The 12,104-nt window shown below is 64.7% G+C and carries 11 protein-coding genes; 1 reads left to right on the forward strand and 10 read right to left on the reverse strand.

All coding sequences use genetic code 11. The features are described 5' to 3' along the window. Positions 1-76: 76 nt before the first annotated feature. Genes ASE00_RS10165 through ASE00_RS10175 form a run of 3 tightly spaced genes read right to left on the reverse strand, consistent with a single transcriptional unit; the run spans position 77 to position 2,940 of the window. Positions 77-631, reverse strand: coding sequence for a VOC family protein (locus ASE00_RS10165; protein ID WP_056379889.1), 555 nt, complete (start codon positions 629-631; stop codon positions 77-79). Positions 632-665: 34 nt separating this feature from the next. Further along, the gene (locus ASE00_RS10170; protein ID WP_162256434.1) at positions 666-1,922 is read right to left on the reverse strand and encodes a cytochrome P450; all 1,257 of its coding nucleotides are present in this window, start codon (positions 1,920-1,922) and stop codon (positions 666-668) included. Positions 1,923-1,932: 10 nt separating this feature from the next. Next, positions 1,933-2,940 (reverse strand): MBL fold metallo-hydrolase, encoded by a 1,008-nt coding sequence (locus ASE00_RS10175; RefSeq protein ID WP_082594609.1) that lies wholly within the window; start codon positions 2,938-2,940, stop codon positions 1,933-1,935. Positions 2,941-3,102: 162 nt separating this feature from the next. On the opposite strand from ASE00_RS10175, the gene ASE00_RS10180 reads away from it, so the two are divergent. Continuing rightward, complete coding sequence (locus tag ASE00_RS10180) at positions 3,103-3,282, forward strand: hypothetical protein (protein WP_056379893.1); 180 nt, start codon at positions 3,103-3,105, stop codon at positions 3,280-3,282. A gap of 39 nt (positions 3,283-3,321) precedes the next feature. Here the strand turns inward: ASE00_RS10180 and ASE00_RS10185 are convergent, their stop codons facing one another. The 7 genes from ASE00_RS10185 to ASE00_RS10215 form a co-directional block, all read right to left on the reverse strand. After that, on the reverse strand, positions 3,322-3,981 hold the full coding sequence (locus ASE00_RS10185) for a TetR/AcrR family transcriptional regulator (RefSeq protein ID WP_056379894.1): 660 nt from the start codon (positions 3,979-3,981) through the stop codon (positions 3,322-3,324). A gap of 74 nt (positions 3,982-4,055) precedes the next feature. Continuing rightward, entirely contained in the window at positions 4,056-5,054 is a 999-nt protein-coding gene (locus ASE00_RS10190) for an NADPH:quinone oxidoreductase family protein (protein WP_156405377.1), read from the reverse strand. Positions 5,055-5,061: 7 nt separating this feature from the next. Further along, on the reverse strand, positions 5,062-6,294 hold the full coding sequence (locus ASE00_RS10195) for a cytochrome P450 (protein ID WP_056379898.1): 1,233 nt from the start codon (positions 6,292-6,294) through the stop codon (positions 5,062-5,064). 43 nt (positions 6,295-6,337) lie between these two features. Continuing rightward, positions 6,338-8,269, reverse strand: a complete 1,932-nt coding sequence (locus tag ASE00_RS10200; RefSeq protein ID WP_056379900.1) for a flavin-containing monooxygenase — start codon at positions 8,267-8,269, stop codon at positions 6,338-6,340. A gap of 125 nt (positions 8,270-8,394) precedes the next feature. Then, positions 8,395-9,078: a Crp/Fnr family transcriptional regulator gene (locus ASE00_RS10205; RefSeq protein ID WP_162256435.1), complete on the reverse strand. Its 684-nt coding sequence runs from the start codon at positions 9,076-9,078 to the stop codon at positions 8,395-8,397. Between the two features lie 177 nt (positions 9,079-9,255). Next, positions 9,256-10,359 carry an LLM class flavin-dependent oxidoreductase gene (locus ASE00_RS10210; protein WP_056379903.1) on the reverse strand — a complete coding sequence of 368 codons (1,104 nt, stop codon included), beginning with the start codon at positions 10,357-10,359 and terminating at the stop codon, positions 9,256-9,258. A gap of 72 nt (positions 10,360-10,431) precedes the next feature. Continuing rightward, entirely contained in the window at positions 10,432-12,066 is a 1,635-nt protein-coding gene (locus ASE00_RS10215; RefSeq protein WP_056379905.1) for an AMP-binding protein, read from the reverse strand. Positions 12,067-12,104 lie beyond the last annotated feature (38 nt).

Below are 12,104 nucleotides of genomic sequence, written 5' to 3' on the forward strand. Positions count from 1 at the left end.
GCGACCGCTCCTGTCCGGCTTTTTTCTCTTAGTCGTACGACCGACTGACTGTCAAGGTGAAAAGGATGTTCTACCGTCATGCGAACAGCTCCGCGAACGGCCGGATCGGGCGATCCCCGGCCCAATCGACCGAGCTTTCCCACATCCGGGTAAAGGCCGCATCGATCATCGGACCTGCGGAAATCAGCTCGATCAGATCATGGCTGCCCGACTCGCGCGGCTCCATGAAATAGACCTGATCGCCGCTGGGCATGACCGCCTGAAAGACATTGGCATAGCCGAGCGCTTCGTAGCGCCCCCGCTCCGCCTCGATGTCTGTGCAGGCCTGGCCGTGATGATGGAAGCCATAGCCATGGTCGCGGATCGCGTCGCGGTGGACGCCCGGTTCCTCGTTCGCCAGTTCGATCAGCTCGATCTGCATCGATCCCACGAAACCCAGCGCCGCATTGAACAGGGCGCGGCAAGGTTCGCCGCGATAGACCGGATCGTCGCCGGAGAAATTCTCGACGACGAACCACGGCCCGCCCTTCATCACCGCCGTCCAATAGGCGATTGCCTCACCGAGATCGGGAACGGTGTACGCCGTCTGGATGAGCCCGTCCCTGGGACGGCCGAAACCGAAGTCCGCCATCTTCCTTCCTCCGTGGCTACCGGCCCGCCGCCGCTCACTGATAGGTGAAACGGATCGGCAGCGTCTTGGCCGAGCACAGCTGGGTCGAATGGGTGCGGGTCGGCACGCCGGCGAGCTCGACCGAGGTCAGCCGCTTGAACAGCTCCTCATAGAATATCCGCATCTCGAGATTGGCGACGTTCCGGCCCAGGCAGATATGCGGGCCATGGCCGAAGCCGACATGGACATTGTCGGGCCGGTCGAGCGAGAAGGTCCAGGGATCCTCGAACACCTCGTCGTCGCGGTTCGCCGAGAGGTAGGACATCATCACCCAGTCGCCCTTGCGGATCGTCTGGCCACGCAGCTCATAATCGGCGGCGGCGGTCCGCATGAAGCAGAGCAGCGGACTGGCCCAGCGCACCCCTTCGTCGACCAGCTTGGCCACCAGCGACGGATCGTTCCGGATGCGCGCCACCAGATCGGGCCGCTCGGCCAGCGCCCACATCGCCCCGGCGGTCGACGCGGAAGTCGTGTCATGGCCCGCCGTCGCGACGACGACGATCTGGCTCATCGCGTCCCAGTGCGACAGCAGCTTGCCGTCGATCGTCCCGTTGGCGATCTTGGAACTGACCGAATTGTCGGGGTTGGCGCGCAGCTTGTCGACCAGCGCGTAGAAATAGTCCTTATATTCCTCGAGCACATTGTGATCGAGCTGGACCCCGCTGTCCGCCGAGCCGAAATCGGGATCCTGCGGACTCTGAAACGCCTGGGTGAAACGCAGGATATGGTCCTCGTCCTCGGGCGGCAGGCCGAGCAGCGCCAGGATCACGCGGAGCGGATAACGCACTGCGACATCCTCGGCGAAGTCGGCGGTCCCGCCCTTGGCGAGCAGATCGTCCACCGAGCGGCGCGCGATCACGCGGATGGCGTCTTCCAGCCCCTTCATCCCGCTCGGCGCGAAGTCGCGGAAGGTGAGCCTGCGGTTTGCCCAATGCTCGGGCGGGTCCATCGTGATCAGCGCGCGCAGGAAGGGCACGCCCGGCTTTTCCATCTCGGCGAGCGCGGCCCGGTTCGACAGGAGCACACGATAGCCGTTGGACGGGAATATCTCCGGCTGGCGGCTGACCTCCTTCACATCGGCATATTTCGTCACCACCCAAAAGGGGTCGTAGCCTTCGGGGCTGGCCTTCGCGACCGGCAGCTCCTTCCGAAGCTGGGCGAGCTCCGCATTGATGCCGTCCCATTCGGCGAAGGCGGCGGGGCTGACCAGATGTTCGGATATCTGCGGGGGTACGATTGCTGCGTCCGACATCATCCGCTCCTCAATGCCCGTGGTTGCAGGCGCTGTGATCATGTTTCTTGGCCCTTGCCTCCAGCTTGGCAAGGAAGGGATCGAACAGGCCGAATATCTCGACGAAGTTGCCGGTCGCCTCCGCGCTGCCGAACTTGCGGTAGAAGAAATTGACCGCACCGATGATCCGCTCGGGCGTGTCCCATTTCGGCAGTTCGGGCAGTTCGGCGATCTCCAGCGCGGTGTCCATGATCGACAGCCCCGCCTCGAACCGCTTGCGCACCTCCTCGCGGAACCACAGCAGATAGGTGCGGAACTCTGCGACCGCGCTCTTGTCGGTCAGCGGGCCATGGCCGGGCACGACCACGTCGATGTCGAGCGACAGGATATGGTCGCAGGCGGCGACCCAGCCGTCGATCGATCCTTCCCAGATCACCGGATGCGCGCCATTGAACAGCAGGTCGCCGGTGTAGACCACCCGGTCCTCCACCGCGTGCACGATCACGTCGCCGCCGGTATGCGCCGGGCCCATCACGGTCAGCACGACATTCTTGTCGCCGACCTTCAGCCGCTTCTCGGTGGTGAAGGTCTCGTGCGGCTCGACCAGCGAGATATCATCGAAGCGGAACCCCTCATTTCCGAGCCGCTCGTGGACATAACGCCCGCCCGCACCCAGCTCGCGCCAGTTGTCGAACAGGTTCGTATAATCCTCCGGCGTGACCTTGAGGAACTCGCTCGCCGCCGCCTTCGAAGCAATGATGTGTGCGCCGCTGACCAGCTGGTTGCCGAAGATATGGTCGGCATCCGAGTGGGTGTTGACCAGCGTGCCGATCTTACGCGCTGCCGGAACCGCGTCCGCCATCGCCACCAGCATCTCGTTGGTCAGGCTCAGCTGGAACAGCGTGTCGACCAGCAGGCTCTGGTCCCCGTCGGCGATCAGTCCGGCGTTGCTCCAGCCCCAGCTGCCATCGGGCTGGACATAGGCATAGGCGCCCGGCCCCACCTGCTTCAGCCCGCGCTCAAAAGCCCAATTCGCCATTGCATCGACTCTCCCGATCCCTATGCCACTTGTCTGTCGTACGACCGACTGACTGTCAAGCGCCAAAAAATCCGGTTATTGTCTCAGTTCGAAATTTGAGCGTTGATCCTATCGTTAGTCGCCCCCACATCCTCAACGCTTAGCGCAACGCATGAAGGCGATATGATCGATTTTACATTCACTCACGTCACGCTAGGCGCTTGGTCTGTCACCATTCAGCTGGGTAAGAACATGACCGGCGGTGAAGCCTTTGAGCAGGCAGCCGCCGCGTATAAAAGCCAGGCGTTTCCGGCATGGTTTCCAGGTCACCCTGACGTAACCATAACAATGAAGGGGGTCTGACATACCCACCCAAATCCGGCGCGCGCGACGCGGCGCGAATCAGCGATTGGGGAAGTCGAGTATCGCCTTGGTGCCGCCGATCACGAAGGGGATGAGCCGTTCGCTGACCGCGGGAAAATCGGTGGCGCTCGCGGTGCCGCCGGAGATGCGCTTCAGCCGGTCATTCTTGGCCTGGACGACGCTGTCCAGCATGCAGCCGATGATGAATTGATAGCTGTAGGCAAGGTTGACGTGCGCCGACGCTGGCGAGGTTTCCTTGAGCCAGCCGATCAGCTCGGTGCCGATCGGATCGAGCAATTTGGGGATGAACTTACCCTGGTCCTCGGTGGTGATGTACATCAGGCGGCAGATCAGCCCGATATAGTTGCGCCAGCCCTCGTCGCTGGTCAGCGCCAGCCGCATCATCGGCAGGACGATCGCGGTGATCGCCTCGTCGAGCGTGGGCGTCCCGCCGTTCCGCTTGGCGATGAAGTCGCGATACATGCCGCGCCGCTGCTCGTTCATCTCCTCGAAGCGGCGGGTCAGCACCTCGGCGAGCAGGGTTTCCTTCGACTTGAAATGATAGCTCAGCGTGCCGAGCGTATCGCCCGCACGCGCGGCGATCTCGCGCGTCGTCGCCGCATCATAGCCCTTCTCGGCGAAGATATGTTCCGCCGAATCCAGGAGCCGGTCCCAGCTTCCCCCCTTTGTCGCCGCCATAATATCTCCACGCCCAGGCCCGACCCATTGCACCGGCGCTCCTGTCGGTCAAGTGTCCGAAAGCGGCGGATAGATCAGGGCGTGACGACGATCTTGCGGGGTTTGTCGCGCCGGGTCAGCGCGGTAAAGGCGGCAGGGGCGGCGTCGAGCGGATGGATGTCCGCATCGGGCGCGGTGAGCATGCCCTCCGCCGCCAGCTCGAACAGCGTATCCCATATCTCCATAGCCCGCGGCAGATCGCTTTCGTAGAGATGCCGGGCGTCGACGCCGATCAGCGCGCCATTTTTGAGCAACGGGAGATTGGCGGGCAGCCGCGGTATCTCACCGCCGGCAAAGCCCAGGATGAGATGCCGGCCGCCTTTGGCGAGCGACCTGAAGGCAGGCTCGAACGTCGCGCCGGCGACCGGATCGACGACAATGTCGACGCCCGCGCCATCGGTGAGGCGCTTGATCTCGTCGCGCCAGTCCGGGGCCTGATAATCCACAGCCGCCTCGGCCCCCAGCGTGAGCGCACGGGCGCGCTTCTCGGGCGAGGAGGCGGCGGCGATCACCCGCGCGCCAGCCCGCGATGCGATCTGCACGGCGGCGGCTCCGACACCACCGGCCGCGCCGAGCACGAGCACGGTTTCACCCGGCTGCATCCAGCCGCGATCGAACAGGGCATACCAGGCGGTGAGATGGTCGAGCAGCAGCGATGCCGCCGCCACCGGCGTCAGCCGCTCGGGCACCGGCACCAGCGATTCGGTCCGCGCCAGCACGAAGCGCGCCAGGCCGCCGCCCGCCAGCACCTGCCAGCTGGCCCGGCGGTCGCCGATCGCGAGCCCATCGACGCCGGAGCCCAGCGCATCGACGATCCCGACGATCTCCGCACCGGGCACATAGGGTGCGGCGGGCTTGTGCTGATATTGGCCGTTCGCGATCAGCGCATCGACATAGCCGAGCGCCACCGCCTCCACGCGCAGCCGGACCTGCCCTTCGCCCGGCTCAGGGACGGGCACATCGTGCAAGCCATAGCTTTCGGGCGGCCCCAGCCGGTCGCTGGTCAGTGCAGTCATCGTCGGCGGGGTGGTCATCGGCGTCCTACCAGCGCGCGTCGAGGCGGGTGAGTCCGCGGAACAGGAAATTGTCGCGCCATACTCCGCTGTCAAGATCGATCTGCATGTCCGGCAGCACCGTCGCCAGATGCTCGAAGGCTATCCGGCCCTCGATCCGCGCCAGTTCGGCGCCCACGCAGAAATGGATGCCGCCGCCGAAAGACATATGGTCGGCCGCCCCGCGGCCTATGTCGAAGCGGTCGGGATCGTCGAACTTGCGCCCGTCGCGGTTGGCGGCACCGACGAGCGTCAGCACCCGCTGTCCAGCCTTGACCGGATGGCCCGCAATCTCGGTGTCGTTGAGCGCGGTGCGATAGGCGGCGACCAGCGAGCTTTCGAAGCGCAGCACCTCCTCATTGGTCGAACCGGCCAGCCCCGCCGGGTCCGCCACCAGCCGCTCCCATTGGTCATGATGGCGGTGCAGCCGGTAGAGGCCGTTGCCGATGATGTTCGCGGTCGTCTCGAACCCCGCGCCGAACAGCGCGATCGCCACGGTGGTCGCCTCGTGCATCGTCAGTCCATCGGGCGCGGTGCCGGTCTGGGCGAGCGCGGTCAGCAGATCGTCACGCGGGTTGGCGAGACGATCCTCGAACTGCGCGCGGAAAAAGGCTTCCAGCTCGTCGATCCGGCGGTTGGCGGTCGAGAGTTCCCGATCGGTCAGCCTGCGCGCTTCGAAGACGACGAAGGCTTCGGGAATCCCGGCAGTCAACTGCGCCATATCCGGGTGGCGATAGTCGATCCCCATCAAGTCGCAGATCACCATGACGGGCAGCTGATAGGCGAACTGCGTCATCATATCGGCCTGGCCATCGGCGATGAAGGCGTCGGTCAGTTCCCGGCAGATTTCGCGAATGCGCGGTTCCATCGCACGTACCCGCTTGGCGGTCAGCGATCCGGTCACCAGCCCGCGGATGCGGGTGTGCTGCGGCGGGTCCTTGGCGATGAACACCTCCGACAGCCAGCGATAGGCGGAATTGGCCATCACATCGAAGTCGGGTCCGTAGAACAGCTTCAGGTTGTTCGCGAAGTCGCCGGTGCCGAAATCCTTCCGGTTCATCAGCACTTCGCGGACGTCGTCGTAGCGCGAGACCACCCAATAGCCGAACTTCGACCAGTGGAACCGGTCATTCTCCCTTATCTCCGCAAAGATCGGATAAGGATCGGTGATCAGTTCGGGCAGCGACGGGTCGAACGGTTGTATCTCGACGGCTGTCGTCATGGGCATCCTCTCCTCTGTCTTTTCCGCCGCGCGCTCTTCCGGCTCAGGCGGCGGCTTCTTCCTTTTCGCCCCGCCCGAAACTCAGGTCCTCGGGATTCGCCTGGCGCGTCATCCGCCAGAAGGCGTCGTTGCGCCACGGGGTGATCGCGATGATCCGGCCGCGCGAATTGCGGTACCAGTTCTCCGCGCCCGGATGCGTCCACACCAGCTTGTCGTGCGCGGCGTCGAGCCGCGCGACATAGTCGCGATAGACATTCTCACGCACCTCGACCGAGCTGGCCTGCCGCTCGATCATCGCCTCGATGATCCGCAGCGCATAATGCGTCTGGTTCTCGATGTTGCGGATCATGCTGCCGCCATGGCCCGATCCGACATTGGGGCCGAGCAAGATGAAGAAATTGGGGAAACCCGGAACCAGCGTGCCGAGATAGGCGGCGGCGTTGTCGCCGTCCCAATAGTCGCGCAGCACCCGCCCCTCGCGGCCCACCACGTCATAAGAACCCAGCACGTTGGTCGACTGGAAGCCGGTGGCGAGGATCAGCACGTCGGCCTTCACCTCTTCGCCCGACGCCGCGACCAGCGTGTCGCCGCGCACCTCGGCGAGATGCTCGGGGATCAGCCGGACATGCGGCTTGCGCAGCGTGCGGAACCAGCCATTGTCGAGCAGCATCCGCTTCAGGAAGGGCGGATAATCCGGCAACAGCAGCGGCAGCAGGTCCTGCCGGTCGCCCAGTTCCTCCTGATAATAGGACGTGAAGAACTGGCGGTGGCCATCGTTGATCTGGTTGATCGAGCGATCCTTATGCGCCCAGTCGGGATCGCGGTACAGCGTGCCATGGACCCGGTCGTTGAAGGTCCACGACAGGCGCTGCTCGACCCAGCTGCGATAGAGCGGGAAGAGCTGCATCAGATAGCGGACGCCATCGGGCACCGCTTTGCGGAACTGCGGAAAGGGCGCGATCCATTGCTTGGAGCGCGCGAAGATCGTCATTTCGGCGACATCGTCGGCGATCGCGGGGGCGACCTGCATGCCCGATGCGCCATTGCCGATCACCGCGACGCGCTTGCCCTTCAGGTCGATGTCGTCATTCCAGTCGGACGTGTGCAGTACCTCGCCGGTGAAGCTCTCCAGCCCCTTGATATAGGGGACCTTGGGCATGTTGAGGATGCCGACCGCGCTCATCACGATATCGGCGAAATGCTCCACCGTCTTGCCGTCGGGGCCGGTGACGGTCACCCGCCACTGGTTGCGCTGCGCGATCCATTCGGCGCGCTCCACCTTCGCGCCAAAGGTGACATGGTCATAAAGCCCGAACTCGCGCGCGGTGGCGAGCAGATAGTCCCTGATCTCGCCCTGCAACGGGAAATGCTGCGACCAGTCGGTCGGCCGGCATGAGAAGGTATAGGTAAGATTGGGGGTATCGACGCCGCAGCCGGGATAGTGATTTTCCCACCAGGTGCCGCCGAATTCCTCGTTCTTTTCGAAGATATGATAGGGAATGCCCATCCGCCGCAGTTCAATCCCGGCGCAGATGCCCGAGACCCCGCCGCCGATCACGATCGCTTTCAGCGGGCGCGCTGCCTTCACCGGCGCGGGAGGCGGGTCGAAGTGCATCGAGGATGCGACGACGTCGCCATATTCCTCCGGTACCGGCTCGCTCATCGCGACGCTCAGCAGCGACGCCAGTTGCGCGTTGCCGGGGCGGGCGAGCGCCAGCGGCGCCCCCTTCGTCCAGGCGATGATCGCGTCATAGGCGGCGTCGCGGACGCGCTGCTGGATGTCCTCCGGAAGCCCGGCACTGTCATTGTCGTCGAGGCCGCGCGCGCGGCGCGGCGTGAAAGGCTCGTCGAGCCAGGCCAGATCACCGGTCAGCTGGACGAGGCACATCAGCAATGCGGGAATATTCGCCTCGTCGACACCCTGCCGCAGGAGCGCTGCATCGACAGCCCCGCCCTTGAAAGTCTCCGCGCCCATCACTCTCCTTGCCGACCCTCGAAAGAGTCTCACATACGACAAATCATACCAATGATAATGAATATCTACTCATTGGTATTTCAAGTCAATGCGAGTCGGCGCGGACATTCCATCGAACCTGGCCATCAGGTTTTGGCCGCCGCATTCCTGCGAAAGCGATGCAGGTTCCAGCCCTGCTCCGATATGCGGCGGATCTCATCGAGATCGCGGACGATCAGCCGGTTCCCCCGGGTCTCCACCAGCCCGGCGCGCCGGAAATCGCGGAGCACCCGATTGACCGACTGGCGCGTGCCGCCGACCATCAGCGAAAGCTCGGTCTGGGTGATCGAGCGCGAAAATTCGAAGCCGCCCTCGACCGCAATCCCGAAGGTATCGATCGATTCGACGATGCGCTGCGCCAGCCGGCACGACAGTTCGTCGAATGCGAAGCCTGCGAAATAATCGCTCAGCAGCCGCATATGCCGCGACAGCAGCCGCAGCAGCGCATCGTTGAGCGACGGATGAACCCGGCGCAGCTCGTCGATCGTCTCACGGTTGTAGACCTCGAGCACGACATCCTCGAAGGCCTCCGCCGTCTGCGGGCGCGGCTCGTCGTCGACGATCGTGCTGGTGCCGAAGCCGTCGCCGGGTTCGAACAGCTGGTACAGCAGTTCGCGGCCGTCGCGCTGCATCACCGACAGCCGCACCAGCCCCCGCCGGATCCGGTACATTTCGTCACCCGTCTCGCCCTGGCTATAGATCAGCGCCCGCGCCGGCAACTGCCGTATCCGCGCCCGCGCGAGGAGCGCGTCGCGCGCCTCGGGCGTCATCCATTGCGTGAAATCAAAGGTGGCGACGCTCCGGGCCATGGCTCAGGCGGCCACGCCGCCGAAACCGCGCAACGCCCTGATCCTTCGCCCGTCCTCGTCCATCACCCATCCTAACCCACGACCGGCAGCCAGGCTGTCACATATGCGACAATCCTTCACCTGCCGGAAGAGCCGGCATCAACCGCGCAGCCCTGCCGCCGCGAGCCGGGGGAGCACATCGCGATTGAAGCGATGCAGACCGTCAAGATAGTCGACAAAGCTCATGATCACGCCGTCGAGCCCGGCGCGCGACAGCGCGGCGAGCGTGCCGGTGATCGTCTCGGGCGATCCGATCATCGGAAAGCCCGACCCCAGCACGGCATTCTTGCGCAGGAAGCGCATCTGGTCGCTGTCCTCGGCCACCTTGTTCTCGCGCGCCAACGTCGCGACGAAGCTGTCGATCGCGATCCGGTCGGGTACCTCCTCGCTATAATGGCGGTAGAGCGCCTCCGCCTCGGCATCGCTGTCACGCAGGATCGTCGGCGCGTTGGTCCACACCTGGATATCCTTGCCAAACTCCTCGCGGGCGAGCGCCTTATAGTTGCCGATCTGGTCGGCCCACGCCGCCTCGCTGTCGCCGAACAGACCGATCAGCCCGATATCGCTGTTCGCGGCGGCGAAGCGCATGCCTGTGGACGAGAAACCCGCATTCATGATCGGCACCGCGCCGCGCACCGGCTGGGGCCGGGACAGCGCGCGGGTCAGGTGGAAATGCTTCGTCTCGACATCGATCTCGTCGGTTGCGCCCCATAACGCACGAATGATGTCGAGCCATTCGGCGAGATAGACATAGCGCTCCTCATGGCCGAGCAGGTCGATCCCGAACATCTCGAATTCGCGCCGGTTCCAGCCGCCGACCACGTTCATCGCGAAGCGTCCGCCCGAGATCATATCGACCGTGGCGGCCTGCTTGGCGACCTGCAACGGGTGCGCCATCGAGGCGTGCGTCGTGGCGAAGACGCCGATCCGCTTCGTCGCCTGGGCGATCCCGGCGGCGAAGGTGAAGGGTTCGAGGATATCGTTCGATGGGTGGCCGAAATCGCCGTCGACATAGCCCTTCCACCGCGCGATCGGCACGAATGCCTCCATCCCGGCGTCGTCCGCCATCCGCGCCAGCGTGACGCAGTCGTTCCACACCGGCGCGAACAGGTCCTCCGCCCGGGTCAAGGCGGGCATGGTGTTCATGCAGAACACGCCGAGCTTGAGCTTGTTGGGACCGAAGATCGGATGCCCGGACGTCATGATCTCTCCTGTGATTTCAGGGTGAGGGCCGCGCGGAATCTGCCGCCCGCCGATCGGCCTCCCGGCGAAGCGTCAGCCCGCGAAGACTTCGCGGCGGACGCGCATCCCCGCCTTCTCGCGGTCGAAGGTGTCGGGGGTGACCGCCTCCTTGCGCAGGTCGGTCTTCAGCACCTTGGCCGACGGCGTCTTGGGCAATTCGGGCAGCACGCGAATATAGCGCGGCACCATGAAATAGGGCATCCGCTCGATCAGGAAGCTCGCCAGCTTCTCCGGATCGATGCTGCGGCCGGGCACCGGCGCCACCACGACCATCACCTCGTCCTCGGAAAATTCGCTGGGCACCGCGATCGCCGCGCACTCGCGCACGTCGGGATGCGCGCAGACCTCCACCTCCACCTCGAAGGAGGAGATATTCTCGCCGCGCCGCCGGATCGCGTCCTTCACCCGGTCGACGAAATAATAATAGCCGTCCTCGTCCATGCGGAAGGCGTCGCCGGTGTGGAACCAGCCGTTTGCCCAGGCCTTGGCGGTCGCCTCCGGGTTGCGGTTATAGCCGCTGTTCATCGCCCAGGGCCGGTCGGTGCGCACCAGCATCTCGCCGATCTGGCCGACCGGCACCTCGCAGTCATTGGCATCGACCAGCCGCACTTCCGCGCCGGGGCGGACCTTGCCGCAGGTGCCGCGCTTGACCGGATTGGCTTCCGACACGATCGGCGAGGAAATCTCGGTCATGTTGAAGATCGTGTAGATGTCGATGCCGAACCGTTCGGTGAAGGCAGGCGCGTCGTCGGTGAGCGGCACCATCAGCGCGGTCTTCACGCTGTGGTTCCTGTCGTCGGGTGACGGCTCGCGCTTCATCAGGAAGGTCGCCATCACCCCGAGCAGGAAGACCATCGTCGCCTGGGTCTTGCGCGCGATCTCCCAGAACTGGTCGGTCGAGAAGGATTCGATCAGCGCGACCGACGCGCCGCGCGCCAGCATGACGAAGGGGGGACCCATGCCGCCGATGTGGAAGATCGGCGCGACGCACATATAGCGGTCGTCCTCTCCCACCATCGGCCAGGATTCGGGCCCGGCGTTGGTATACATGTGGAGATAGGAGGACAGCACGCCCTTCGACGGGCCGGTGGTGCCCGACGTGTAGATGATCGACTGGATATCCCACGGCTGGATAGGCCGTTCGAGCGGCTCGAGCGTGTCGCCGTCCAGATCGTCGAACCGCGATATCGTCAGCCCGACATCGGGCGCTTCGCCCTGGGTGATCAGCACAAGATGCTCGAGCTCCGCCTTGTCGACCTCCCCCAGCCGCTCGACCAGATCGGGGTGGGCGATCATGATCTTCGCGCCCGAGTTCGACAGGACATGCGCGAGCAGATTGCCGCGATAGGCGGTGTTGAACGGCACGAACACCGCGCCGAGATAGTTGATCGCGTAGAAGGCGAGCAGGCCATCGCGCCCGGCGGGAATCCACGCCGAGACGAAGTCGCCCTGTTTGACTCCGAGCTTCTGCAGCCCCGCCGCCTTCGCGATCACGCGGCGGCGCAGCTCGGCATAGCTCCACTCCTCGCCATCCTCGAAGATGACGTGGGTCTTGTCCGGGCGTTCCTCGGCCCAGCGGTCGACGAGATAGCGCAGCACGCACTGGTTACGGTTCGGAATCCGCGGATCGGTGAAATCGCGCGGACCCGCGGGGGCGGTCATGGTCATGGAACCTCCATCTCCTTGGACAGGGGGCGGAGGCAGTT

Origin of the sequence: Sphingomonas sp. Root710, from assembly GCF_001429065.1 — a bacterium.
GTDB lineage: Bacteria > Pseudomonadota > Alphaproteobacteria > Sphingomonadales > Sphingomonadaceae > Rhizorhabdus.

Bases quoted from the DNA above. Each gene is read 5' to 3' on its own strand.
- ASE00_RS10165 (WP_056379889.1), bottom strand. From the start codon at position 631: ATGGCGGACTTCGGTTTCGGCCGTCCCAGGGACGGGCTCATCCAGACG.
- ASE00_RS10170 (WP_162256434.1), bottom strand. From the start codon at position 1,922: ATGTCGGACGCAGCAATCGTACCCCCGCAGATATCCGAACATCTGGTC.
- ASE00_RS10175 (WP_082594609.1), bottom strand. From the start codon at position 2,940: ATGGCGAATTGGGCTTTTGAGCGCGGGCTGAAGCAGGTGGGGCCGGGC.
- ASE00_RS10180 (WP_056379893.1), top strand. From the start codon at position 3,103: ATGATCGATTTTACATTCACTCACGTCACGCTAGGCGCTTGGTCTGTC.
- ASE00_RS10185 (WP_056379894.1), bottom strand. From the start codon at position 3,981: ATGGCGGCGACAAAGGGGGGAAGCTGGGACCGGCTCCTGGATTCGGCG.
- ASE00_RS10190 (WP_156405377.1), bottom strand. From the start codon at position 5,054: ATGACCACCCCGCCGACGATGACTGCACTGACCAGCGACCGGCTGGGG.
- ASE00_RS10195 (WP_056379898.1), bottom strand. From the start codon at position 6,294: ATGACGACAGCCGTCGAGATACAACCGTTCGACCCGTCGCTGCCCGAA.
- ASE00_RS10200 (WP_056379900.1), bottom strand. From the start codon at position 8,269: ATGGGCGCGGAGACTTTCAAGGGCGGGGCTGTCGATGCAGCGCTCCTG.
- ASE00_RS10205 (WP_162256435.1), bottom strand. From the start codon at position 9,078: ATGACGCCCGAGGCGCGCGACGCGCTCCTCGCGCGGGCGCGGATACGG.
- ASE00_RS10210 (WP_056379903.1), bottom strand. From the start codon at position 10,359: ATGACGTCCGGGCATCCGATCTTCGGTCCCAACAAGCTCAAGCTCGGC.
- ASE00_RS10215 (WP_056379905.1), bottom strand. From the start codon at position 12,066: ATGACCATGACCGCCCCCGCGGGTCCGCGCGATTTCACCGATCCGCGG.